The 23,101-nt window shown below is 63.2% G+C and carries 25 protein-coding genes; 21 read left to right on the top strand and 4 right to left on the bottom strand.

Annotation, left to right across the window (positions count from 1 at the left end; genetic code table 11):
• The first annotated feature begins 132 nt into the window (after positions 1 to 132).
• From AAFO90_RS15745 to AAFO90_RS15845, 21 genes are all read left to right on the top strand, one after another.
• Entirely contained in the window at positions 133 to 426 is a 294-nt protein-coding gene (locus AAFO90_RS15745; RefSeq protein ID WP_347509975.1) for a hypothetical protein, read from the top strand.
• 4 nt (positions 427 to 430) lie between these two features.
• Entirely contained in the window at positions 431 to 1,573 is a 1,143-nt protein-coding gene (locus AAFO90_RS15750; protein ID WP_347509976.1) for a glycosyltransferase family 2 protein, read from the top strand.
• A 114-nt stretch (positions 1,574 to 1,687) separates the two neighbouring features.
• A complete protein-coding gene (locus AAFO90_RS15755; RefSeq protein WP_347509977.1) occupies positions 1,688 to 2,644 on the top strand; it encodes a phosphoadenosine phosphosulfate reductase in 957 nt (318 codons plus the stop codon).
• 121 nt (positions 2,645 to 2,765) lie between these two features.
• The gene (gene pyrC / locus AAFO90_RS15760) at positions 2,766 to 3,821 is read left to right on the top strand and encodes a dihydroorotase (RefSeq protein ID WP_347509978.1); all 1,056 of its coding nucleotides are present in this window, start codon (positions 2,766 to 2,768) and stop codon (positions 3,819 to 3,821) included.
• A gap of 142 nt (positions 3,822 to 3,963) precedes the next feature.
• On the top strand, positions 3,964 to 4,644 hold the full coding sequence (locus tag AAFO90_RS15765) for an orotate phosphoribosyltransferase (protein WP_347509979.1): 681 nt from the start codon (positions 3,964 to 3,966) through the stop codon (positions 4,642 to 4,644).
• Positions 4,645 to 4,898: 254 nt separating this feature from the next.
• The gene (locus AAFO90_RS15770; protein ID WP_347509980.1) at positions 4,899 to 6,425 is read left to right on the top strand and encodes a replicative DNA helicase; all 1,527 of its coding nucleotides are present in this window, start codon (positions 4,899 to 4,901) and stop codon (positions 6,423 to 6,425) included.
• Positions 6,426 to 6,464: 39 nt separating this feature from the next.
• On the top strand, positions 6,465 to 6,914 hold the full coding sequence (locus AAFO90_RS15775; RefSeq protein WP_347509981.1) for a nuclear transport factor 2 family protein: 450 nt from the start codon (positions 6,465 to 6,467) through the stop codon (positions 6,912 to 6,914).
• Positions 6,915 to 7,022: 108 nt separating this feature from the next.
• Entirely contained in the window at positions 7,023 to 8,060 is a 1,038-nt protein-coding gene (gene alr / locus AAFO90_RS15780) for an alanine racemase (RefSeq protein WP_347509982.1), read from the top strand.
• Positions 8,057 to 8,839: an ABC transporter permease gene (locus tag AAFO90_RS15785; protein ID WP_065273172.1), complete on the top strand. Its 783-nt coding sequence runs from the start codon at positions 8,057 to 8,059 to the stop codon at positions 8,837 to 8,839. The genes alr and AAFO90_RS15785 overlap by 4 nt, the downstream gene beginning before the upstream one ends.
• A complete protein-coding gene (locus tag AAFO90_RS15790; protein ID WP_347509983.1) occupies positions 8,836 to 9,582 on the top strand; it encodes an ATP-binding cassette domain-containing protein in 747 nt (248 codons plus the stop codon). Before AAFO90_RS15785 ends, AAFO90_RS15790 begins: the two co-directional genes overlap by 4 nt.
• Positions 9,583 to 9,780: 198 nt before the next feature.
• Complete coding sequence (locus AAFO90_RS15795; protein WP_347509984.1) at positions 9,781 to 10,230, top strand: paraquat-inducible protein A; 450 nt, start codon at positions 9,781 to 9,783, stop codon at positions 10,228 to 10,230.
• Positions 10,231 to 10,538: 308 nt separating this feature from the next.
• A complete protein-coding gene (gene radA, locus AAFO90_RS15800) occupies positions 10,539 to 11,906 on the top strand; it encodes a DNA repair protein RadA (protein WP_274828739.1) in 1,368 nt (455 codons plus the stop codon).
• Between the two features lie 42 nt (positions 11,907 to 11,948).
• Positions 11,949 to 12,503: a CvpA family protein gene (locus AAFO90_RS15805; protein ID WP_347509985.1), complete on the top strand. Its 555-nt coding sequence runs from the start codon at positions 11,949 to 11,951 to the stop codon at positions 12,501 to 12,503.
• Between the two features lie 400 nt (positions 12,504 to 12,903).
• Positions 12,904 to 13,581: a Hint domain-containing protein gene (locus AAFO90_RS15810; RefSeq protein ID WP_347509986.1), complete on the top strand. Its 678-nt coding sequence runs from the start codon at positions 12,904 to 12,906 to the stop codon at positions 13,579 to 13,581.
• 209 nt (positions 13,582 to 13,790) lie between these two features.
• A complete protein-coding gene (gene purF / locus AAFO90_RS15815) occupies positions 13,791 to 15,257 on the top strand; it encodes an amidophosphoribosyltransferase (protein WP_274828741.1) in 1,467 nt (488 codons plus the stop codon).
• Positions 15,258 to 15,405: 148 nt separating this feature from the next.
• Complete coding sequence (locus AAFO90_RS15820; RefSeq protein WP_274839377.1) at positions 15,406 to 15,948, top strand: DUF2199 domain-containing protein; 543 nt, start codon at positions 15,406 to 15,408, stop codon at positions 15,946 to 15,948.
• A gap of 132 nt (positions 15,949 to 16,080) precedes the next feature.
• Complete coding sequence (locus AAFO90_RS15825) at positions 16,081 to 16,347, top strand: hypothetical protein (protein WP_065273165.1); 267 nt, start codon at positions 16,081 to 16,083, stop codon at positions 16,345 to 16,347.
• A gap of 54 nt (positions 16,348 to 16,401) precedes the next feature.
• Positions 16,402 to 17,052, top strand: coding sequence for an SDR family NAD(P)-dependent oxidoreductase (locus tag AAFO90_RS15830; protein ID WP_347509987.1), 651 nt, complete (start codon positions 16,402 to 16,404; stop codon positions 17,050 to 17,052).
• A 349-nt stretch (positions 17,053 to 17,401) separates the two neighbouring features.
• On the top strand, positions 17,402 to 18,187 hold the full coding sequence (gene surE / locus AAFO90_RS15835) for a 5'/3'-nucleotidase SurE (RefSeq protein ID WP_065273164.1): 786 nt from the start codon (positions 17,402 to 17,404) through the stop codon (positions 18,185 to 18,187).
• Positions 18,184 to 18,831: a protein-L-isoaspartate(D-aspartate) O-methyltransferase gene (locus tag AAFO90_RS15840; protein ID WP_065273163.1), complete on the top strand. Its 648-nt coding sequence runs from the start codon at positions 18,184 to 18,186 to the stop codon at positions 18,829 to 18,831. The genes surE and AAFO90_RS15840 overlap by 4 nt, the downstream gene beginning before the upstream one ends.
• Before the next feature lie 161 nt (positions 18,832 to 18,992).
• On the top strand, positions 18,993 to 20,198 hold the full coding sequence (locus AAFO90_RS15845; RefSeq protein ID WP_347509988.1) for a peptidoglycan DD-metalloendopeptidase family protein: 1,206 nt from the start codon (positions 18,993 to 18,995) through the stop codon (positions 20,196 to 20,198).
• 31 nt (positions 20,199 to 20,229) lie between these two features.
• Here the strand turns inward: AAFO90_RS15845 and AAFO90_RS15850 are convergent, their stop codons facing one another.
• From AAFO90_RS15850 to AAFO90_RS15865, 4 genes are all read right to left on the bottom strand, one after another.
• The gene (locus AAFO90_RS15850) at positions 20,230 to 20,634 is read right to left on the bottom strand and encodes a GFA family protein (RefSeq protein WP_347509989.1); all 405 of its coding nucleotides are present in this window, start codon (positions 20,632 to 20,634) and stop codon (positions 20,230 to 20,232) included.
• Between the two features lie 3 nt (positions 20,635 to 20,637).
• Positions 20,638 to 21,480: an ATP-binding protein gene (locus AAFO90_RS15855; RefSeq protein WP_347509990.1), complete on the bottom strand. Its 843-nt coding sequence runs from the start codon at positions 21,478 to 21,480 to the stop codon at positions 20,638 to 20,640.
• Positions 21,481 to 21,685: 205 nt separating this feature from the next.
• Positions 21,686 to 22,138: a carbon monoxide dehydrogenase subunit G gene (locus AAFO90_RS15860; protein ID WP_347509991.1), complete on the bottom strand. Its 453-nt coding sequence runs from the start codon at positions 22,136 to 22,138 to the stop codon at positions 21,686 to 21,688.
• Positions 22,139 to 22,242: 104 nt separating this feature from the next.
• Positions 22,243 to 23,097, bottom strand: a complete 855-nt coding sequence (locus AAFO90_RS15865; protein ID WP_347509992.1) for an XdhC/CoxI family protein — start codon at positions 23,095 to 23,097, stop codon at positions 22,243 to 22,245.
• Positions 23,098 to 23,101: the final 4 nt, after the last annotated feature.

Here is a 23,101-nt window from a genome sequence, read left to right on the forward strand (position 1 = left end):
TCGCCCTCACGGGCATGCTGGCTGCGGGTGAGTTCGGTCCAGGCCATCGTGGTCTCCGTTCAGTGTCGTACCCGAACAGAAACACAACCTCCTGAACTCACTCAATTAGTTTCAAATCGGGCTCTGACACCAATGGCCGAGGATGGCCCTGACGTTCAGCAGGTCGAAGTGCCGATGCGCGACATGAACCGGGTGATGGCAGAGCTGAAACCCAGCGTGCTGATCTGCGATATCGAGGGCGCCGAGGCAGAGCTGTTGCCAAAGATGGACCTGTCCTCGCTGCGTGCGGTGCTGATCGAAACCCATCCGCAATGGATCGGCAAGGCAGGCATCCGCAAGGTCTTTCAATGCCTTGATGCCGCGGGTCTGGTGTTCTTCCCGCGCTGGTCGCATGGCAAGGTCGCCGTGTTCCGGTCCGACTGGTAGGACCATGCGGTATCTGGCCATCCTGACCCTGCGAAACGAAGGTGCCTTTCTGCTCGAATGGCTGGCCCATCACCGCGCCGTGGGGTTCACTGATTTCCTTGTCTTTTCAAACGACTGCCAGGATGGCACCGACAGGATGCTGGACCGGCTCGATGACCTTGGCCACCTGACCCATGTGCGCAACGACGGCCCCTACGGCAAGGGTGGCATCCAGTTCAGCGCCCTGAAGCTGGCGGACCGGCACCGGCTGGTGAAAAAGGCCGACTGGATCATGGCGCTGGATATCGACGAGTTCGTCAATATTCACGCGGGCCGTGGTCAGTTGGGCGACCTCTTGGAAGCGCTGCCAGAGGCCGACGCCATCCCCCTGACATGGCGGCTGTTCGGTAGTGGCGACACCCTGCGCTATGAGGACACGCCGGTGACGGAGCAGTTCACCCGCTGCGCCCCCGAGGTGATCCACTGGCCCTGGCGCGCGGCGATGTTCAAGACGCTTTATCGCAACGACGGCACCTATCGCAAAACCGGGGTGCACCGCCCGCGCGGGGTAGAGGACGACAGTGCGCTGGAACAGTTCCGCTGGTTCGATTGCGAAGGGCGAGAACTGGGGCCGCAGTTCAAGACCCGCCGCCTGTTTTCCGACTACGGCCAGCCCAACCACCGGCTGGCGCAGCTGAACCACTATGCGCTTGGCGCGATGGAAAGTTTCGTCCTGAAGGCAGACCGAGGCCGCGCGGTGCATTCGGATCATATGCTCGATGTGGATTACTGGGTCGAACGCAACTTCAACACCGATGAAGATACCTCCATTGCCCGCTACAGCGAGGCGCGCGCCGCCATTCAGGCGCTGCTGCTGGAGGATGGCAAACTCGCCCGCCTGCACGAAAAAGCCGTGGCCTGGCGTCACGCCCGGTTCCGCGAGCTGATGTTGCAGGAACCGTTTCGCGCCCTCTTTGCCCGGCTATTGATGACCCCGCCCTCGCGCCCGATCAACGCCGTCACCGCGCGCACCCTGGCCGGGTTCGCAACATTGGGACGCTGGGCCGAACAGGCACTCAGCGACCCCGCGCCACAAGCGCCCCCGGAGCAGTCGGCAGACCGGGCCAACGGAGAGGCCGAGCCGCCCGGAGGAAACGGCACGGACTGACCCGCGCGGAGCCGGAAAACTGGCATGAGTTTTTCTCAATTTTGCCGCATTCCACCCCTAGTTTCAGACCCAACTACCGGTCCGTCAAAGGCCCGGAGGCAGAGGATCATGGGCATGCAGGACGGTTCAGACGCGCTTGAGACAGATCTTTCCGGGCTGAAACCGGCCCAGTGGAAAGAGCGGCTTGCTATGCTCAGCGAGGAACTGGGTATGTTCCAGCCTCTGGGCGCGCGCCACTGCGCCGCCTTCATCGATCAGGGCAACACGCTTCTTGTGAGCTTTGAAACCATCCAAGGCATCCAGAGCCTGTCCGAACTGGCGCAACCGCTGGGCTTTGATCTGGTCCGCAATCTTGGCTGGTCGCATCTGTGCATGATTTCGGATGGCGACACCTGGTTCCGCGACGAACAGGTCTTTGGCTTTGTCGACCAGCTGATCGACGACGGGTTTTTCGAGGAATTCGACAATGTCGTATTCTACGGCGCCGGCCCCTGCGGCTATGCGGCCAGCGCCTTTTCGGTGGCGGCCCCCGGCGCAACCGTGGTGGCGATCCAGCCGCAGGCGACGCTGGATCCGCGCATGACCGAATGGGATGAACGGTTTATCGAGATGCGCCGCACCTCCTTCACCGACCGCTATGGCTACGCGCCCGATATGCTGGACGCCGTCGATCATGCCTTTGTCCTGTATGATCCGCGCGAACATCTGGATGCGATGCACGCCGCCTTGTTTGCCCGCCCCAATGTCACCCGCCGCCGTCTGCCGGATTTTGGCGAGGCGGTGCAGACGCGGCTGATCGAAATGGATGTGCTCTATCAGATCCTGTCGATGGCTGGTTCGGGCAAGCTGACCGATCTGGCTTTGTCACGCGTTCTGCGCGCCCGGCGCAACAACACGGCCTATCTGCGCAACGTCATGGCACACCTCGACAAACGCGACCGGCCTTATCTGATGACCCTGCTGTGCCGCAACGTGACCGCGCGCCTGCGCGCGCCGCGGTTCCGGCAACGGCTGCAGAACCTGCGCAAACGCGCCGCCGAGGGCGATTTCACCCTGCCGCCGGAGCGCTGATCCCAACGCGCCCCTCGCCGTCTGATAGAATAGTTATGCCCAGCACTCGGCACCGGTGACAGATCGTCCTGTGGCGGGCTTCTTTCTTCCCCTTTCTGCGTGCCTGTGCTAACGCGGCGCCATGACACAGACCACGCCCCAGACGCTGACCCTCACCCGCCCCGATGACTGGCATCTGCACCTGCGCGACGGCGCCATGCTGCAGGCCGTGCTGCCGGAAACTGCGCGCCATTTCGGCCGCGCCATCATCATGCCCAATCTGGTGCCGCCGGTGGTAACCGGGGCGCAGGCCGCCGCTTATCGCGATCGCATCCTGGCCGCGCTGCCAGGCGACATGTCCTTTGAGCCGCTGATGACGCTCTATCTGACCGAGGACACAGATCCCGGCGATATGGCTGCGGCCCATGCCAGCGGGTTGATCAAGGCGGTGAAACTCTACCCCGCCGGGGCCACCACCAATTCGGCTTCGGGCGTGCGTGATTTCGACAAGGTGCGTCCGGTGCTGGAGAAAATGGCCGAAATCGGCTTGCCGCTCTGTGTGCATGGCGAGGTGACCGACAGCGACATCGACATCTTCGACCGCGAAGCCGTGTTCATCGACCGGGTGCTGGACCCGGTGCGCCGCGCCACACCGGGCCTGCGCGTCGTGATGGAGCATATCACCACCGCCAACGGCGTGGACTATGTGAAGGCTAACGCGGCGGACCTCGGCGCGACCATCACCACCCATCACCTGATCATCAACCGCAACCACATCCTGGTTGGCGGCATCAAACCGCATTATTACTGCCTGCCGGTGGCCAAGCGCGAAGAACACCGCCTAGCCCTGCGTGCGGCGGCGACCTCGGGCGATGCGCGGTTCTTCCTCGGCACGGATTCGGCGCCGCACACCGATCCCAACAAGGAAAGCGCCTGCGGCTGCGCCGGCTGTTTCACCGCCACCAACACCATGGCGCTGCTCGCCCATGTGTTCGAAGAGGATGGCGCGCTGGACAAGCTGGAAGGCTTTGCCTCGAAAAACGGCCCGGCCTTTTATCGCCTGCCGGAAAACGACAGCACCATCACCCTGGTCAAACAGGACGCCCCCGCCGCCTTCCCCGAGAAGATCGAAAGCGGCGAAGGCCCGGTGACCGTGTTCGATCCCGGCTTCCCGGTGCATTGGACGGTTCAGGCGTGAGCGCTGGCCTGACCCATGCCAAAATTCCCCGGACCGCATGCGGTCCGGTTCGCGCCCGACCCGTCCCCAATGGCGGGCGCGCAAACCTGCGTGGCATCGCGGCTGCGCATGGGGAAAGACATTCAATTTGCGGAGCTGCCACATGATCCCCTCCTCCTACCCCTCTGCCGAAGAAATCGCCCGCCTCTCTGCCAGGATGCTGCTGGAAATCGGCGCGGTGAACTTCAACACCGATACGCCCTACACGCTGGCCTCCGGCCTGCCCTCGCCCAGCTATATCGATTGCCGCAAGCTGATCTCCTTCCCGCGCATCCGCTCCACGCTGATGGACTTCATGACCGTCACCGTGATGCGCAATGCAGGCTTTGAAGCCTTCGACAATATCGCGGGTGGTGAAACGGCCGGCATTCCCTTTGCCGCGCTGGTGGCCGAGCGTATGGCGCTGCCGATGACCTATGTGCGCAAAAAGCCCAAAGGGTACGGCCGCAACGCCCGCATCGAAGGCGCGATGAGCGAAGGCGAGCGGGTGCTGCTGGTCGAGGATCTGACCACCGATGGCGGTTCGAAACTGTCCTTTGTCGATGCGATCCGCGAAACCGGCGCCACCTGCGGCCACACGGCGGTGATCTTCTACTACGACATCTTCCCGGAAACGACCAAGACGCTGGGCGATCACGGGGTCGAGCTGCATTACCTCTGCTCCTGGTGGGACGTTCTGGCCGAAGCCCGCGCGCAAGAAGCCTTCAGCACCGAAACGCTGGATGAGGTGGAGAAGTTCCTCAAGGACCCGCGTGCCTGGCAGGATGCGCATAAATCCGCCTAAAACGCGCAGGCAGGCCTGGCCTGCCGTTTAAGCCCTGATCCAGCACGCCAGTTCGAAAGAACAAACCTCGCGTGCTGGATACTTTATTTGGGCGCGCAACCGTGCCATGCTACCCGATATTGCGCCTCCCCCTGCGGGCGCCTTAAACGCTCCCCAGGGGCGGACAGCTATCCACAGGATGTCCACAGGGATTTCCAGATGGCTTTGCGACACCAAATCGACCTATCTATCCGGACCGAACGAAGAGAGCCGTGATGAACGAACTGACCCCTTTTGATGGCGACCAGCCCCCCGCGCCCATGCCCGAGCCTGATGCTCCGCAGCAGGCCAGCGGCATGGAGGCCAACGAGCTGCCCCATTCGGTCGAAGCCGAACAGCAGCTTCTGGGGGCGATCCTGACCAACAACGACGTCTACGACCGCGTGGCGTCGATCATCAATTCCACCCATTTCTACGACCCGGTTCACACCCGCATCTATGAAATCGCCGCGGCGCGGATCTCCAAGAACGCGCTGGCCTCTCCGGTGACGCTGAAAGCCTTCATGGAAGATGATGAAGGGCTGAAGGAGCTGGGCGGCCCGGCCTATCTGGCAAAACTGGCCGGGGCCTCGATCTCGGCCTATGCGGTGCGCGACTATGCGCAGATGATCTATGATCTGGCGATCCGGCGCGAACTGATCGCGCTGGGGCAGTCGATCTCTGACAAGGCGCGCCGGGTGGATGTGTCGTCAGAGCCGAAAGAACAGATCGTCGAAGCCGAACAATCGCTCTATCAGCTGGCCGAACAGGGCCAGACCGAAAGCGGCTTCAAATCCTTCCTGAAAGCGGTGACAGAGGCGGTCAACGTCACCAACGAAGCCTATCAGCGCGGCGGCGGCATGGCCGGGATTTCCACCGGTCTTGATGATCTCGACAAACAGCTTGGCGGTCTGCACCCGTCGGACCTTCTGATCCTCGCGGGACGTCCCTCGATGGGCAAAACCTCGCTTGCGACCAACATCGCCTTCAACGTCGCCAAGGCCTATAAACGCGGGGTGAAACCCGATGGCAACGAAGGCGCCGTCGATGGCGGCGTGGTCGGCTTCTTCTCACTCGAGATGAGCGCCGAACAGCTGGCGGGCCGTATCCTTGCCGAAGCATCCGAGATTTCCAGCCACAAGATCCGTCAGGGTGACATGACCGAAGGCGAATTCCGCCGCTTCGTGCAGGCCGCCAAGGATCTTGAAAGCTGCCCATTGTTCATCGACGACACCCCCGCCCTGCCGATTTCGCAGCTGGCCGCCCGCGCCCGCCGCCTGAAGCGGACCCACGGGCTGGACCTTCTGGTGATCGACTACCTGCAGCTTTGCCGCGGCATGTCCGACAACCGGGTGAACGAGATTGCCGAAATCTCGATGGGGATGAAGGCCATCGCGAAAGAGCTGAACATTCCGGTGGTGGCCCTGTCGCAGCTGTCACGTCAGGTCGAAAGCCGCGACGACAAACGCCCGCAGCTGTCGGACCTTCGGGAATCGGGATCGATCGAACAGGATGCCGACGTGGTGATGTTCGTGTTCCGCGAAGAATACTACAAGGAACGGGAAAAACCCGGCGATCACGAGCTGGACAAGATGGAAGAGTGGAAACAGGCGATGGAGCGTCTGCACGCCAAGGCCGAGGTCATCGTCGGTAAGCAGCGTCACGGTCCCATCGGCACGGTCGAATTGTCGTTTGAGGCGCAGTTCACCCGCTTTGGCAACCTCGCCAAATCCTGGCAGCAGCAGCCGGACGGCTACGAATAAAGCAGGCTTTCCCAAAACAGCACAGCCAGAGGACACCCAATGCGCATCCATGATTTCATGCAGGCCTACAAACAGGTCTGGGAGGCGCAGGATTCCGATGGCTTTGCTGCGTTATTCACCCCCGACGGGCAATATTGGAACACGCCCTTTCAGGTGCAGACCGGCCCCAACGAGTTGGCCCGTTACTGGGATCGGATCAAGCTGCAACAGGGTATATGCCTGACACCCTCGGTTCTGGCCGAAACGCCCACCGGGGGCATCGGCCACTGGAACGTCACCTATCAGGTCGCCAGCGAGGAATTGTTCCAGATCTGGGCAAAATCCACTGGCACCGGCCTGCCCGACCGCCAGCCCGGCGATCCCCTGCCCCGGATGGAGCTGGACGGCACCCTGGTTGCCGATCTGAACGAGCAAGGGCTTGCCACCTGTGTGCGGATTTTCTGGCACTCCAACGCCTCCATGCGGACAGCGGCAAAAGACCGCGACTGACCGCCTGAATGCCCTGCCACAGGCGGGAGCACGCCAAGGAGGCCGCGCCTAGGCCAAAGCAGGGCGAATTCCACTTGACCCCTGCGGCGCGCATGTCATGAACGGGGCATGAGCACGGCAAGACTGACAATCAATCTGGATGCGCTGGTGACAAACTGGCGGAACCTGAACACCAAGACCAACTGCGAGACCGCCGCAGTGGTCAAGGCAAATGGATACGGCCTCGATTCAGGCCGCGTCGCCACCGCTCTGGCCAAGGCCGGAGCGCGCAATTTCTTTGTGGCCATCGCCGAGGAAGGCGTCGCCCTGCGCCGCGCCCTGGGCCCCGGTCCGGGGATCTCGGTCTTTTCCGGTCATATGGAGGGCGATGCAAAACTCCTGCGCGACTTCCAACTGACTCCAATGCTGAATTCGCTCGATCAGATGCTGCGCCATTTCGAGGCGCTGCCCGGCCACCCGTTCGGTGTGCAGCTGGACTGCGGCATGAACCGGCTGGGCATGGAGCCCGGCGAATGGGGCGCCGTGCGTGATATCGCGCTGGGGCAGAACCCGGTGCTGCTGATGTCGCACCTTGCCTGCGCGGATGAGCCGGACCACCCGATGAACCCGCAGCAATTGAAAGCCTTCCAGGAGATGACCGACGGTATCGAAGTGCCCCGGTCCCTGTCGGCTACCGGCGGCATGCTGCTGGGCCGTGATTACCATTTCGATCTCTGCCGCCCCGGTATCGGTCTTTACGGCGGTCGCCCATTTGGCGATGCCCTGCCCGTGGTACAACTGGACCTGCCGGTCATCCAGATCCGCGACCTGATGCCCGGTGAGACCGTCGGCTATGGCAACACCTGGACCGCGCCGCGCCAATGCCGCATCGCAACCGTCGCGGCGGGCTATGCAGATGGTCTGCTGCGCCGGATGACCGATGGCGACATCAAGGCCTACGCCGGAGCCACGCCCTGCCCCGTTGTGGGCCGCATTTCCATGGATCTGATCACCATCGACGTCACCGATCTGTCCGAGGATCCCGCCGTTCTGACCCTTCTGAACGAGCAGCAGACCGTCGACGCGCTGGCCGATGCAGCCGGTACCATCGGGTATGAGATCCTGACCTCTCTTGGCGCGCGCTACGCACGGACCTACCAAGGATGAGCCCGCTCGCCCTTCTTGCCCGTATCGGTCGCCTGGTTCTGCACATGCTCGCAGTTGTCGGCCGGGTCGCGCTTTTTGGGCTCTCGACGCTCAGCCACATGATCCGCCCGCCGTTCTACGGCAAGGAAACGCTGCAGGCGCTTCTGCACATCGGCTGGCTGTCGCTGCCGGTGGTTGGGCTCACCGCGATCTTTACCGGCGGCGCGCTGGCGCTGCAGATCTACGCAGGTGGCGCGCGCTTCAATGCCGAGGCCGTGGTGCCCCAGATCGTCGCCATCGGCATGGTACGCGAACTTGGCCCGGTGTTGGTCGGCCTGATGATCGCTGCCCGCGTCACCTCCTCCATCGCGGCGGAGATCGCCACCATGAAGGTGACCGAGCAGATCGACGCACTGGTGACGCTCTCAACCAATCCGATGCAATACCTCGTTGCCCCCCGCGTGCTGGCGGCCTTCCTGACCGTGCCATTGCTGGTGGGTATCGGCGACATCATCGGTATCGCTGGTGGTTACGCGGTGGCGGTGCACAATCTCGATTTCAACGCGGCGGCTTACCTCAAGAACACCGTGGATTTCCTGGAAACGCTCGACATCGTCTCATCGCTGGTCAAAGGCGCGGCCTTCGGCACCATCGCAGCGCTGATGGGCTGCTATTACGGCATGCAATCGGGCCGCGGCGCCCAGGGCGTCGGCAGCGCCACCAAAGGATCGGTCGAGGCTGCTGCCATCCTGATCCTGGCCGCCAACTTCCTGCTGACGGGGGTCTTCTTCTCGGTATGATCAAGCTCGACAACGTCCACAAGGCCTTCGGCTCCAACCAGGTTCTGCGCGGTATGACGCTGGAGGTTCCCAAAGGCACCTCAATGGTGATCATCGGCGGCTCCGGCACCGGCAAATCGGTGGCGCTGAAATGCGTTCTCGGCCTTATCAACCCCGACAGCGGCAGCATCCTGGTCGATGGCAAACCGGCGGATGCAGGCGACCGCGATGCCTTCCTCGCCCGCTTTGGCATGCTGTTTCAGGGTGGTGCGCTGTTTGACTCCCTGCCCGTCTGGCAGAACGTCGCCTTCCGCCTGATGCGCGGCGCGCTGAAACGCCCCGCAGAGGAAGCCCGCGAGATCGCCGTCGAGAAACTGCGCCGCGTCGGCCTCAAACCCGATGTCGCCGACCGCCTGCCGGCCGAACTCTCGGGCGGCATGCAGAAACGCGTCGGCCTCGCCCGCGCCATCGCCGCCGAGCCCGAGATCATCTTCTTTGATGAGCCCACCACCGGCCTTGATCCCATCATGGCAGGCGTCATCAACGATCTGATCCGTGAAATCGTGGTCGAAATGGGCGCCACCGCCATGACCATCACCCACGACATGACCTCGGTGCGTGCGATTGCCGACAATATCGCGATGCTGCATGACGGGGTGATCAAGTGGACCGGCCCCGTTGGCCAGATGGATGACAGCGGCGATCCCTACCTCGACCAGTTCATCCACGGCCGCGCCGAGGGTCCGATCGAGGCCGTGCGCTGAACATCCCCGCCGAAAGATATTCTCTCCAATCAAGGCCAGCGCCTGCCCCTGGGTGGGCGCAATAAGCGCCCTCCCGTGGGGAGGGTCGGGCGCTGGCCGGGCCACAGGTGCCCCGGCCGGGGAACGCTCAACACCTTTCCCCTTCCAAATCGGCGGCAAAGGGCACACATCTAGGCAAAGCCACCGAACCGGACCCACATGATCCTGCGCCTTACCACCCTCTCGCTCCTGATCCTCTACCCCATCGCCTGGTTTGCGCCCCTGATGCGCGCGGGCCTCTTGCCGATGTTCGGCCTATCCGAAATCAGCGTCATCACCGGCCTGCAATCCCTCTGGGGCAGCGACGTGATACTGGCGCTGCTGGTGACCTTCTTTGCCATCTTCGCGCCCTACCTCAAGACCATCGGCCTTGCGCTGGTGCAATGGGACCTGCTCGACCCCCGCGCCCAGCCGGTGCTGCATGTCCTGGGGAAGCTCGCGATGGCCGATATCTTCCTCATCGCGCTCTATATCACCATTGCCAAAGGCATCGGCTATGTCACGATAGAGACCGGCTGGGGCCTCTACATGTTCTCCGCCTGCATCCTCGCCTCCATCGCCCTCGGCCTCCTCACCGAACGCCACCTCCGATCAGATCCGGGTCAATGACGGCGCCCCGCGCCGCCTTGCGCAGCAAGGTCGCAGATCATTGACGCGGATCTGATCACTCACACACTCGAAATCGCGCCTTCAGGGCAGACCTGCCCCTGAAGCGCTTCCCCAGCAAATCTTTCGCGCCGCGACAGCGGCGCCCCCTTACCCAACGGCACCGCTGCCGCGGTGCATTCCCGATCCGATGGCACCGCTACCGCGGTGCCGTGCCCAACCGGAGCGGATCCCCAAAGGGGATCGCGCGACGGGCGGGAGCACCGCCTTCCAGGCTTGAACAAACCCTGAACATGAGGCAGAACAGCCGCATGGCAAAATCATCTTCCTTCTCCTGCTCGGCCTGTGGCGCCAGCTTCTCCAAATGGTCCGGCCGCTGCGAAGGCTGCGGCGAATGGAACACCATCACCGAGGACAAAGGCCTTTCCTCCGGCGGCCCGGCCAAGAAATCTCTCGGCATGCGGCGCGGCAGGACCATCCCCCTCACCGATCTCGCGACCGAGGAAACCCCGCCCCCGCGCAGCCATTCCGGCGTTGGCGAACTCGACCGGGTGCTGGGCGGCGGGCTGGTCGCGGCCTCTGCCATTCTGGTCGGCGGTGATCCCGGCATCGGCAAGTCGACCCTGCTCCTTCAGGCCGCCGCGCGTTTTGCCGAGGCAGGCGTCAAAACCGTCTATGTCAGCGGCGAGGAAGCCAGCGCCCAGGTACGTATGCGCGCGCAGCGCCTTGGTTTGGCGCAGGCGCCGGTGAAACTGGCTGCGGAAACCAACCTGCGCGATATCCTGACCACGCTGGAGGCGGAACGTCCGCAGCTCGCCATCATCGATTCCATTCAGACCATGTGGGCCGACCACGTCGACAGCGCGCCGGGATCGGTCAGCCAGGTCCGCGCCGCCGCGCATGAGCTGACCACCTTTGCCAAATCCAACGGCATCTCGATCATCATGGTCGGCCATGTCACCAAGGAAGGCCAGATCGCCGGCCCGCGCGTGGTCGAACATATGGTCGATACCGTGCTTTATTTCGAAGGCGAGCGTGGTCATCAGTTCCGCATCCTGCGCGCGGTGAAGAACCGCTTTGGCCCCGCGGATGAGATCGGCGTCTTTGAAATGACCGGTGCGGGCCTTTCGGAGGTGATCAACCCCTCGGCTCTGTTCCTTTCCGAACGGGGCCAACCCTCACCCGGCTCAGTCGTCTTTGCCGGCATCGAAGGCACCCGCCCCGTGCTGGTAGAGCTTCAAGCGCTTGTTGCCCCCTCGCCGCATTCACAGCCGCGCCGCGCCGTAGTGGGCTGGGACTCATCGCGACTTGCCATGATCCTTGCCGTGCTGGAGGCGCGCTGCGGCATCCCCTTTGCCGGATTGGACGTCTATCTGAACGTCGCGGGCGGCATGAAGATCTCGGAACCCGCTGCCGATCTGGCGGTGGCAGCAGCCTTGCTCAGTGCCCGCGAGGATACGCCACTTCCCGCCGATACCGCAATATTCGGAGAAATCTCACTATCTGGTGCCCTCAGACCGGCGCCTCAGACCGAAAACCGGTTGAAAGAGGCGCAAAAACTTGGTTTCACCTCAGCCATTGCCCCCGGCGGCGGCAAATCCGTATCCGTGAACGGCCTTTCCCAGCGCAAGGTCAGTGACCTGACCGGTTTTGTTGGCGAATTCTTCGGGGCCGGCTAAAGTCGCCGAAAGAATTAAATTACGGGCTAACGGGCGAGGGACATGGAAGGTTTCACCATTATCGACGGGGTCGTGGCCCTGGTCATCATCGTATCGGCACTGCTGGCCTATTCACGCGGGCTGGTGCGCGAGGCGATGGCAATCGCGGGATGGGTCGCCGCTGGCGTGCTGGCCTTCATGTTTGCGCCGCAGGTCGAACCGCTGATGGCGGAAATCCCGGTTCTGGGTGAATTCATCGCCGACAGTTGCGAACTCTCGATCATCGCAGCCTTTGCCGCCGTCTTTGCCCTGGCGCTGATTGTCGCCGCCTTCTTTACTCCGCTCTTTGCCTCGCTGGTACAACGTTCGGCCCTAGGTGGGCTGGATCAGGGTGCAGGCTTCTTCTTCGGGGTGCTGCGCGGCATCGTTTTGGTGGCCATCGCCTTCTTCCTCTATAATGTGGTGATGACCGGTCAGAGCTTTACCATTGTTGACGAAAGCCGCTCTGCCGTGGTTTTCGAACGCATGATCGGCAAGATCGAAGCGCGCAATCCCGAGCAGGCTCTGGGTTGGGTGACCCAGCAGTACGAAGCCCTGATCGGCGCTTGCGAAGGCTGACACGCGACCATCGCAGCACTGTGAACAGGTTTGAAAAGGCGCCTTAGGGGCGCCTTTTTTGTTTATTATCAGATCTGTAAGCCACCCACCCAAACACAGATTGCGCCGTCGGCCCATCTTGCCCGCCCGTACGCGACTCGATTCGAGTGTAACCGTGGCCGCAGGAATCACGCCCCAGTCACATTTTCGAATTTCACCCGCTGACAAGGGCTAAACGTTAACAAAACCTGTCTCCTCACGGGTAATTCGTTAACAATCCCGCCCAAAATCTCGGTTTTGTCCCCAGAAAATCGTTCAAATTCTAAATTGGCCGCACCCTTGCCCCATTTTCGGCCCAATTCGGGGGCCACATAGGCTCAACGACAGGCAGAAAGCCACTATCACTCAGAAGGGACACGACATGTTTCTGGATCATTTCAACTCTTTCGCTGACTACCAGCCGGTGGACATGCTGTTGGATTTTCCGATGTTCCAGAGCGCGCCCCTGCAGGACACCCCGGCCCAGAGCCGCAGCGGCGGTTTCCTGCCCTCGACCCTGGTTGAAACCGACCGTGGCTTCGTTCAGGCCCGCGACGTGAAGCCCGGCGACATGATCTACACCTATGATGGTGGCGCGCAGGAAGTGAAAGACGTGAGCCACGCGGTGCCGCGCCTCACCACCCTGATGCATGTGCCCGCTGGCGCCCTTGGCAATGACACCGACCTTCTTCTGCCGGCCGATCTGACCGTTGCGCTGGAACTGGACGCGGCCGAGCGCCTGTTCGGTGTGCCGCTCATCACGGCCAAGCTGATCTCCCTGTCCGGCCACAAAGGCATCAAGGCAGCCGCGCCGGAAAGCATCGGCCGCATTCACATCACCTGCGACGAAGAAGAACTGCTCTGGGCCGAAAGCGGCATGCTGGTTCTGGCCGGTGACGGTGGCTTTGACGGCGCCTTCTGCGAACTGTCGCTCAGCGAAGTGCGCCAGGTTCTGGCCAGCGAAGACGGCCGCGCCCTGGCCCTGACCGGCATGGGCAGCGAAGACGCACGCTTTCCCGCGCCCTTCGACGATATTTTTTCCCCAGCTCTGGCGGCCTAAAGCGCCAGTGTTACCCCGGCTTTCGACCACAGGATGCTGCGGTTTGCCACGGATGTCGCCCCAGACTTCGCCTTTTATCCGGGCAGTAACCGGGCGCGACAAATAAAGCTTTGCCGAATTCAATTGTGATCCTTTGATGACATCCGCTGCCTAAGGCACTATGTGAGGGCCATCACTCAATCCCGGATTCGGAGCCACACGCCTTGCCGATGCCGCAGATGCCACCCGCACACCCCTTTGATGACGACAAACTCCGCGAAGAATGCGGTGTGTTTGGCGTCGTAGGCGTTCAGGACGCCGCCAATTTTGTCGCCCTCGGCCTGCACGCCCTGCAGCACCGCGGCCAGGAGGCAGGCGGGATCGTCTCCCATGATCCTGTCGAGGGCTTTAACAGCGTCCGCCGCTTTGGCTATGTGCGCGACAACTTCACCTCGCAGGATGTGATGGCCACGGTGCCCGGCCCGCTGGCCATCGGCCACGTGCGCTACTCCACCGCCGGCTCCAAAGGCCAGACCGCGATCCGCGACGTGCAGCCCTTCTTTGGCGAATTCGCCATGGGCGGCGCCGCCATTGCCCATAACGGCAATATCACCAACGCGAACGCCCTGCGCCGCGAGCTGATCGAGCGGGGCTCGATCTTCCAGAGCTCCTCGGACAGCGAATGCATCATCCACCTGATGGCGCGCTCCATGGGGCGGTCGATCCCCGACCGCATGGAAGAAGCCCTGCGCAAGGTCGAAGGCGCCTTTTCCGTCGTCGCCATGACCCGCACCAAGCTGATTGGTGTGCGCGACCCGCTGGGCGTGCGCCCGCTGGTCCTCGGCAAGATTGGTGATGGCTACGCGCTCAGCTCGGAAACCTGCGCGCTGGATATCATCGGTGCCGAGTTCATCCGCGAGATCAAGCCGGGTGAGATGGTGGTGATCAACGACGAGGGTGTGCAAAGCCACTTCCCCTTCCGTCCCCAGCCGTCGAAGTTCTGCATCTTCGAACATGTCTACTTCTCGCGCCCCGATTCGATTCTCGGTGGCCGTTCGGTCTATGAAACCCGCGAGGCGATTGGGCGGGAACTTGCCAAGGAAAACCCGGTCGACGCCGACCTCGTCTGCCCGGTGCCCGACAGCGGCACACCGGCGGCAATCGGCTATTCGCTGGAATCGGGGATCCCCTATGCGATGGGGATCATCCGCAACCAGTACATGGGCCGGACCTTCATCGAGCCGACCGAACAGATCCGCAATATGGGCGTGCGTCTGAAGCTAAACGTCAACCGCGCCCTGATCGAGGGCAAGCGGGTCATCCTGGTGGACGATTCCGTCGTGCGCGGCACAACATCGCGTAAGATCAAGGAGATGATCCTGGATGCCGGCGCCAAGGAGGTGCACTTCCGCATCGCCTCTCCGCCCACTGCGTGGCCCTGTTTCTACGGTGTCGACACCCCGGACCGGGACAAGCTGCTCGCTGCCTCGATGAGCGAGGAACAGATGGCCGAGCACCTGGCCGTGGACAGTCTCAAGTTCATTTCGCTGGATGGTCTGTACCGCGCCGTCGGTCAGTTCCAGGGCCGCGACAAAGCATGCCCGCAATACTGCGACGCCTGCTTCTCGGGTGAATACCCGGTCACCCCGTCGGATATGATCGACCGGGGGTTTGAAATGAAGCCCGCAGCAGAGTAAGAGAGCCGCGAACAAATAATGGGGGGGCGCTGATCCGTGTGATCGGCGCCCTTTCCTATGGTCCCGGACAACCGTCCGGACGGCACAAGCCGAATACCACGACCCGAAGACCACGAAAGGCCATTCCTTGGACGCCCATCTTGCCCGAATGCTGACCTCTGCGCGCCAGTGCCGTTGTTGCGGCGCCACCTTTGCGCAATTGCTGAGCCTCAGTTGCGACCGGCCGGACGTCTGCCCCGATGATCTGGTGGTACAGGACAACTCCGCGGTGCTGGAAGAACGCGGCGATGTGCTGACCGAGGATTTCTGCCGCTATGGCAAACTACGCTTTGTGCGCGCCGTTCTGGCCCTGCCGCTGGCCGACAGCCGTGGCGCCGAATTCCTGCTGGGCACATGGGCCAGCCTCAACGAGGATGACTTTGACGCCTATCTCGACCTGTTCGACATGCGCGAAACCGAAAGCATGGGCAGCCGCCCGGCCTGGCTTGCCAATGCCATTCCGCCCGAAAGCGGCGCCCCGGTGGCCTGCATGCTGCATATGCGCCCCGAAGGCGAATACCCCGAACTGCAAGTCTCGGAGTCCAACAACGCTCTGGCCCGGCTGCAGCAGACTGGCGTACAGCTCGAAGAACTGTTGGAGCTTCTCTACGCCTATGGCCACGACCTGCCCTCTCTCGTCTATGACTCCTGATCCCTGATACCCCCCGTGGGGCGGCCCAGCACCACGACGCGGCCATCCGCCGTTACTGGCCCGCTGCCCGGACCCATGCCGGGTCCATCCGGGCGGACGACTTCCACCAAGCTTGCAAAGCAAACACTCCGAATGACAAAGACACGTACATCGACACCGGCCCAGGTGGCCGCAACCGCAACGCAGCACGTAGAGGCCCCCGAGGGCCGCATCGCCCTCCTTGGTATTTTCGGCTCCGAAGACAATCTGTCGGCGCTGGTGCAGTTTCCCGGTGGGCGCACCCGCAAGGTGACCACAGGGCAGCGCCTCGGTCGGTCCGAGATCATCGCCATCGACAAGCGCGGCCTGCTAATCCGCTCCGGCAATACCACGGTGCAGATGACCATGCCCGGCAGCTAATCTGCCGCGCATCAGCCCCTTGACCCGATGCCTCAACAGGCCCAAAAGGCGGACATGACACAGAAACTTGCTCTTATCACCGGCGCATCGCGCGGCCTTGGCGCCGCTCTGGCCGAGGCGCTTGCCCCGACGCATCACATCGTTGCCGTGGCCCGCACCACCGGCGCTCTGGAAGAGCTAGACGACCGGATCAAGGCCAAGGACGGTAGCGCCACGCTGGCGCCGATGGACATCACCGTCCCCGAGGCCATGGCGACTCTCTGCCGCGGCATCCACGACCGTTGGGGCCAGTTGGGCCTTTGGCTGCATACCGCCATCCACGCAGCCCCGCTCAGCCCGGCGCCCTTTGTAGCGCCCAAGGACTGGGAAAAATCCGTTGCGGTGAACGCTACCGCAACCTCGGTGCTGATCCCCTATGTGGCACCGCTGCTGGGCCCGACCGGGCGGGCGGTATTCTTTGACGATCCGCGCGGTGGCGAGAAATTCTTTGGCGCCTATGGCGCAACCAAGACCGCGCAGATGGCGCTGGCACGCAGTTGGCAGGCCGAAAGCGTCAAAACTGGTCCGCGGGTCGAGATCTTGCAGCCGCAGCCGATGCCCACCGCCCTGCGCGCGCGTTTCTTCCCCGGTGAAGATCGCGAGGCGCTGACACCAGTACAGGACGAGGCCGCACGCCTGCTGCCCCTGATCCTGAACGATAACTAAGCGACAGCATCAGCGGGAACCAGCCACAGCGCGGCTCCCGCCCCGCTCTCTCATATCACAGATATTCGGATCGGCGTTGGGCCGTGCGCCGCGGCGCGGTTGCGCATGATCGCGTCCGCTCCTCCTGCCCCGCAGGCGTCAGCCTGCCGGGCCCAACTGTGCGGGGGAATTCGCAGAATGCTCCCAAAGCAGGCGGGAGCGCCCCCTTTGCGGATCAAACCAGACCTATCCAACGGCAAGCTGTGGCGCCTTTGCCCCGCTCTTCGGTTAGCGCACAGGCCTCCAGTGAAAGGCTTGCCCCCTCATTCCCCACGTCTTATTCAGATCAAAACCAAGACAGGGGAACGTGATGCGCATTCTGGTTACCAACGACGACGGGATCAACGCTCCGGGGCTGACGGTTCTGGAAGCCATTGCGCATGAGGTTGCCGGACCAGATGGGGAAGTCTGGACCGTTGCCCCCGCGTTCGAGCAATCCGGTGTCGGTCACTGCATCAGCTACACCCGCCCCTCGATGCTGAGCCAGCTGGGCGAGCGCCGCTTTGCCACCGAAGGCTCTCCCGCCGACTGCGTACTGGCTGGTGTGCACGTGGCGATGGAAGATGTGATGCCGGATCTGGTCCTGTCGGGGATCAACCGCGGCAACAATTCCGCCGAGAACGCGCTTTATTCAGGCACCCTTGGCGGCGCGATGGAAGCAGCCTTGCAGGGCATTCCGGCGATGGCGCTATCGCAGTATTTCGGGCCGCATAATGCGCAGCTCGACAATCCTTTCGAAGCCTCTGCCGAACATGGCGCCGCGCTGATCCGCGACATTCTGAAGGCCAGCCCGCAGGAGCCCACCGAAGGCTACCGGCTGTTTTACAACATCAACTTCCCGCCGGTGCCCGCCGCCGCCGTCAAAGGCGCCCGCGCCGTGGCCCAGGGCATGCGCCATGGCACCCGGTTTTCGGCCCAGGAGCAGCAATCGCCGAACGGGCGGCGCTATGTCTGGATCAAGGGCGGCGATCAGCACGTGCACACCGCGCCGGACACCGATGCTTCGGTCAATCTGGACGGCTATATCTCGGTCACCCCGATGCGCGCGGACCTGACCGCCCATGACGCCCTCCACGCGCTCAAGGTTCTGGAATGACCGCACCCGATCCCGAAACCAAGATGCAGTTCCTTTTTGCGCTCCGCTCGCGCGGGGTCACCGATAGTCAGGTCCTTGAGGCCATGGAACAGATCGACCGTGGCCCTTTTGTGCGCGGGATCTTTGCCGAACGCGCCTATGAGGACATGCCTCTGCCGATCGCCTGCGGCCAGACGATTTCGCAGCCGTCGGTTGTTGGACTGATGACGCAGGCGGCGCAGATTTCGCCGCGTGACACGGTTTTGGAGGTCGGCACCGGCTCTGGTTATCAGGCGGCAATCCTGTCAAAACTGGCGCGCCGGGTCTATACCATCGACCGCCACGCCCGGCTGGTGCGCGAAGCCCGGGCCCTGTTTGATGCGCTGCACCTGCCCAATATCACCTCGCTGGTGGGCGACGGCAGCCACGGTCTGCCGGATCAGGCGCCGTTTGACCGCATCATCGTCACCGCCGCCGCCGAGGATCCGCCCGGCCCGCTGCTGGCGCAGCTGAAACCCGGTGGCATCATGATCGTTCCGGTGGGCCAGTCGGACACGGTGCAAACGCTGATCCGGGTGCGCAAGTCCGAAACCGGCCTTGAATATGACGAATTGCGCCCGGTTCGCTTCGTGCCCCTTCTTGAGGGCCTGGGAAAAGACACGTAGATAGAGGAAAAGCCACCGCATCAGGGCAATGCCTCCTTTCCCGGATCCTGCTCTGTCGCAGTGAACAACAAAAGACGCCGACGTTGCGGCCCTGCCCGGAGCTTCCTGATCCGAACCGGCACGGGCGCCAGCTCCAAATGACGTGTTCCGAGGAGAGCGAGATGACACAGAACGCCCCCATCCTGTCCCGACGCGTGGCAAAGACCCTGGCGATATTGCCAGTCGCTGCCCTACTTGCCGCCTGTGATGGGCCGCTGGATTATGACCTGAGGGGGCAGATCGGCGCCTTCAACACCACTTCAGCAGCCAAAAGCGCCACCAGCGACCGCCCGGCTCCGGATGCGCGCGGGTTGATCACCTATCCCTCCTATCAAGTGGCCGTCGCCCAGCGCGGCGATACGGTGGCTGATGTGGCAACCCGGATCGGCCTGCCCAGCGGTGAAGTGGCACGCTTCAACGGCATGCAGCCCGGCGATACCCTGCGCAAAGGCGAGGTTCTGGCCTTGCCGCGCCGCGCGCCCGATGCGCCGGTAACGGCAGGAACCGCCCAGCCCGGCGGCGTCGACATCGCCTCGCTGGCTGGACAGGCCATCGACCAGGCCCCCGAAACATCGCCCAACCCCGGATCGGTCACCACGACCGAGCTGAAACCGACGCCCCGCCCGGCCCCGACCGAGGTGCAGGACGGCCCCGAGCCGGTGCGTCACAAGGTGGTGCGCGGTGAAACCGCCTATACGATCTCGCGCCTTTATCAGGTGCCGGTCAAGGCGCTGGCCGAATGGAACGGTCTGGGCAGTGATTTCTCCATCCGCGAAGGTCAGTATCTGCTGATCCCGCTGAAGGATCAGAGCGCGCCGACACAGCCTGCCGCAGAAACCACCCTGCCCGGCGCAGGCAGCGCCACGCCAACACCGCCGAGCGCCACCAAACCGCTACCGGATGAGGATATCGCCCCGGCTGCGGAAGAGGTCGCCCCGCTGCCCAAGGTCGAGGTGCCGGAGCCGACGCGCAAGAATGACGCCGCCATGGCCTATCCCCTGCAGGGCAAGATCATCTCGACCTACTCCAAGGGGCGCAACGAAGGCATCGATATCGCCGGGGCGCCGGGCGCTGCGGTCATGGCTGCAGATGCCGGTACCGTCGCCGCGATCACCAAGGATTCAAAGAACATCCCGATCATCGTGGTGCGTCACTCCAACAAGCTGCTGACGCTCTATGTGAATGTCACGGATATCTCGGTGAAGAAGGGCGACAAGGTCACCCGTGGCCAGCCCATCGCCAAACTGCGCGATGGCGACGATGCCTTCCTGCATTTCGAGGTCCGCAATGGCTATGAAAGCCTGGATCCGCTGCCTTATCTGAACTGACTCCTGTCCCGCCGCGTCAGCCCCTGCGCGGTCAGTCTTCTTCGGACTGACCGTCCTCCCGGTTGCCCGCGAAGCGCTGCATCTGCGCAAACTCAGGCAGCCAGCTTTCCCGGCGCCGGGTCCAGAGCTCATACTCCGGCACCAGTTGATCCGGCGCGTCCAGCGCGCCGAGATGCAGCTCAATCTCATCATCCGTGCGGGCAAAGACGGATGAGCCGCAGCGCGGGCAGAAATGGCGCCCCTCATAGGCGTGGGTCTCTCCGGTGACAGACACCGCTTCTTCAGGAAATACGGCGGCCGCATAGAACAGCGCGCCGTGGTGTTTGCGGCAATCAAGGCAATGGCAGATCCCCACCCCGCGCGGCCTGCCCCGCGCGGTGATACGCACCGCGCCGCACAGGCACCCGGCGGAAAACTCTGCCTGCGCCCCCGCCACGGCTCAGCTCAGCGTGACGCCATGACGCCCGGCCAGATCGGTGAAATACTGCCAGGCCACCCGCCCCGAGCGCGCACCGCGCGTCGCCTGCCATTCGATGGCCTCAGCGCGGATCACCTCGGGATCGGCGGTGACCCCATAGGCGGTGCAGTAGCCTTCGATCATTTCAAGGTATTCATCCTGATCACACGGGTGGAAGCCCAGCCACAGTCCGAACCGATCGCTGAGCGAGACCTTTTCCTCCACCGCTTCGGAGGGGTTGATGGCGCTGGAGCGTTCGTTTTCGATCATGTCGCGCGGCATCAGGTGACGCCGGTTCGATGTCGCGTAGAACACCACATTCTCCGGGCGCCCTTCGATACCGCCATCCAGCACAGCCTTCAGGCTTTTGTAGTGCTGATCATCATGACTGAACGACAGATCATCGCAGAACAGCACAAAACGTTTCGAGGAGCCGCGCAGATGGTTCAACAGCCGCGCCACTGAAGGCAGATCCTCGCGCTGCAATTCCACCAGTTTCAGATCCGGGTGTTCCGCGACAAGGCTGCCATGTATCGCTTTGACAAGGCTGGATTTTCCCATACCCCGCGCGCCCCACAACAGGGCGTTATTGGCGGCGGAACCTTGTGCGAAGCGGCGGGTGTTTTCCAGCAGCGTATCGCGCGAACGGTTGATCCCCACCAGAAGATCCAGATCGACGCGGTTCACCGTTTCGACCGGCGCCAGACGGTCCGGGGCCACGTGCCAGACAAAGGCCGGAGCGGCATCGAAGTCCGGGGCCGCCAGCGGTGCGGGCGACATCCGCTCCAAAGCCTCGGCAATGCGCGTCAATGCATCCTCGTTCATCGGGTCCTCCGTATCGATTGTTGCGCATGACAAACCATGTTCCGCCCCTAGCAACAAGATGCTTTGCCGGGTGGCGGCGCGGTAAAGGGGGCGACACATGCGCGCCGCCCCCTCTCTTCTCTCGGTTCTGGTGCCCATTTCGGGCTTCTTACCTGCTGCCACGCTGCCTCATGCTCGCCCAGCCTCTTACGGTGCGGCCGTTGTTTCAGGCCGCCTCGGCTTTTTCCATTTCCTCGGAAAAGCTCTTGAAGAACTTGGCAGCCAGCTTCTTGGCCGTGCTCTGGATCAGGCGACTGCCGAGCTGTGCCAGCTTGCCGCCGATATCGGCCTTGGCGGTATAGGTCAGCAGGGTGCCGCCATCCTGTTCGGTCAGCACCACCTCGGCACTGCCCTTGGCAAAGCCCGCCGCTCCGCCATTGCCCTGACCTGTCAGCGAGAACCGCTCGGGCGGGGCATCGGGGGAGAGTGTCACTTGCCCTGAGAACTTCGCCTTCACCGGTCCGATCTTCAGCACCACCTTGGCCTCCAGCTCGGTATCGGAATGTTTGATCAGCTCCTCGCAGCCGGGGATCGCCTTTTGCAGCACCTCAGGGTCATTGAGGGCCGCGTAGACCTCATCTCGCGGGGCGTTGATGAAGATTTCGTCGCTCAGTTCCATGCTCGTTTTCCTTCTAGCAACAAGGGAATTTGACGCTGGCCAGAAGTCTGGCCTGCGCGTCACTCAATTCAGGGAAAAGACGCCGCCACAGGCTGCGGATCAAATCACGCATCGTTCACCTCCCCGCGCTGCAGCGCCCGGCGGCGCTGCACCAGTTCGGCCAATATCGACAGCGCGATCTCATCCGGGGTGATGGCGTGGATGTCGACGCCTGCGGGCGCCTTTACCGTGGCAAGCGCCTCTTCGGACACGCCCTTGTCCTGCAATCGCTGCGACAGGGTGGCGAACTTGCGGCGGCTGCCGACAAAGCCGATATAGCGCGCCTTTTGCATCAGCGCGCGGCGGAGCGCCGCCTCGTCCCCGCGCCCCTGGGTTGCGACCACCACAAAGGGCGCGCTGTCCCAGATCGGGTGTTCGTCGAAATGCTCCACCACCCGGTCAGGCATGGGCAGGTCGCTTTCCTGTGGGCCGGGCAGGCACAGGGTGCGGTCGAATTCGAACCGCGCCGACAGTTCCACCAGCGCCTGCGCCACCGGGCCGGAGCCGCAGACCACCAGCGCAGGCAGCGGCAGCACGGGTTCCACGAAGATGTCCAGCACCCCCTTGCTGGGGCAGCCGTTGCGGGCGTATTTGATGCCGTCGCGTTCCTCGCCCGCGCTGACGCCTGCCTCGGCCAAGAGGTCCTCGGGGCCGATCGACAAAAGCTGCGGCGCGCCGCTCTCGATCGCCTCGCGCGCGGCGCGGGCCACGGCACCGCGCACGCAGCCCCCGCCCAGGAAACCGACGACGATCTCACCCTGCGCATCGATCAGCGCCTTGGCGCCCGGTTTGGCCGAGGTCGCCGCCACGGTGCGTACCACAGTCGCCATGGCAAAGGGTTCGCCGGCGCTGCGCCGTGCCTCGGTTTCGCGCGCCAGATCCTGTTCCAGGCGCGGTCCCAGTGATGAATGTCCTGCCATGATG

Origin of the sequence: Phaeobacter sp. CAU 1743, from assembly GCF_039839315.1 — a bacterium.
Classification (GTDB): domain Bacteria; phylum Pseudomonadota; class Alphaproteobacteria; order Rhodobacterales; family Rhodobacteraceae; genus Phycobacter; species Phycobacter gallaeciensis_A.

Excerpts from the sequence above, each read along its gene's own strand:
- AAFO90_RS15790 (WP_347509983.1), top strand. The coding sequence starts at position 8,836 with ATGATCAAGCTCGACAACGTCCACAAGGCCTTCGGCTCCAACCAGGTT.
- AAFO90_RS15865 (WP_347509992.1), bottom strand. The coding sequence starts at position 23,097 with ATGGCAGGACATTCATCACTGGGACCGCGCCTGGAACAGGATCTGGCG.
- AAFO90_RS15755 (WP_347509977.1), top strand. The coding sequence starts at position 1,688 with ATGCAGGACGGTTCAGACGCGCTTGAGACAGATCTTTCCGGGCTGAAA.
- AAFO90_RS15795 (WP_347509984.1), top strand. The coding sequence starts at position 9,781 with ATGATCCTGCGCCTTACCACCCTCTCGCTCCTGATCCTCTACCCCATC.
- AAFO90_RS15810 (WP_347509986.1), top strand. The coding sequence starts at position 12,904 with ATGTTTCTGGATCATTTCAACTCTTTCGCTGACTACCAGCCGGTGGAC.
- AAFO90_RS15845 (WP_347509988.1), top strand. The coding sequence starts at position 18,993 with ATGACACAGAACGCCCCCATCCTGTCCCGACGCGTGGCAAAGACCCTG.
- AAFO90_RS15840 (WP_065273163.1), top strand. The coding sequence starts at position 18,184 with ATGACCGCACCCGATCCCGAAACCAAGATGCAGTTCCTTTTTGCGCTC.
- surE (WP_065273164.1), top strand. The coding sequence starts at position 17,402 with ATGCGCATTCTGGTTACCAACGACGACGGGATCAACGCTCCGGGGCTG.
- AAFO90_RS15820 (WP_274839377.1), top strand. The coding sequence starts at position 15,406 with ATGCTGACCTCTGCGCGCCAGTGCCGTTGTTGCGGCGCCACCTTTGCG.
- AAFO90_RS15855 (WP_347509990.1), bottom strand. The coding sequence starts at position 21,480 with ATGAACGAGGATGCATTGACGCGCATTGCCGAGGCTTTGGAGCGGATG.
- radA (WP_274828739.1), top strand. The coding sequence starts at position 10,539 with ATGGCAAAATCATCTTCCTTCTCCTGCTCGGCCTGTGGCGCCAGCTTC.
- AAFO90_RS15830 (WP_347509987.1), top strand. The coding sequence starts at position 16,402 with ATGACACAGAAACTTGCTCTTATCACCGGCGCATCGCGCGGCCTTGGC.
- AAFO90_RS15745 (WP_347509975.1), top strand. The coding sequence starts at position 133 with ATGGCCGAGGATGGCCCTGACGTTCAGCAGGTCGAAGTGCCGATGCGC.
- AAFO90_RS15770 (WP_347509980.1), top strand. The coding sequence starts at position 4,899 with ATGAACGAACTGACCCCTTTTGATGGCGACCAGCCCCCCGCGCCCATG.
- AAFO90_RS15765 (WP_347509979.1), top strand. The coding sequence starts at position 3,964 with ATGATCCCCTCCTCCTACCCCTCTGCCGAAGAAATCGCCCGCCTCTCT.
- alr (WP_347509982.1), top strand. The coding sequence starts at position 7,023 with ATGAGCACGGCAAGACTGACAATCAATCTGGATGCGCTGGTGACAAAC.
- AAFO90_RS15805 (WP_347509985.1), top strand. The coding sequence starts at position 11,949 with ATGGAAGGTTTCACCATTATCGACGGGGTCGTGGCCCTGGTCATCATC.
- AAFO90_RS15775 (WP_347509981.1), top strand. The coding sequence starts at position 6,465 with ATGCGCATCCATGATTTCATGCAGGCCTACAAACAGGTCTGGGAGGCG.
- purF (WP_274828741.1), top strand. The coding sequence starts at position 13,791 with ATGCCGCAGATGCCACCCGCACACCCCTTTGATGACGACAAACTCCGC.
- pyrC (WP_347509978.1), top strand. The coding sequence starts at position 2,766 with ATGACACAGACCACGCCCCAGACGCTGACCCTCACCCGCCCCGATGAC.
- AAFO90_RS15785 (WP_065273172.1), top strand. The coding sequence starts at position 8,057 with ATGAGCCCGCTCGCCCTTCTTGCCCGTATCGGTCGCCTGGTTCTGCAC.
- AAFO90_RS15860 (WP_347509991.1), bottom strand. The coding sequence starts at position 22,138 with ATGGAACTGAGCGACGAAATCTTCATCAACGCCCCGCGAGATGAGGTC.
- AAFO90_RS15825 (WP_065273165.1), top strand. The coding sequence starts at position 16,081 with ATGACAAAGACACGTACATCGACACCGGCCCAGGTGGCCGCAACCGCA.
- AAFO90_RS15750 (WP_347509976.1), top strand. The coding sequence starts at position 431 with ATGCGGTATCTGGCCATCCTGACCCTGCGAAACGAAGGTGCCTTTCTG.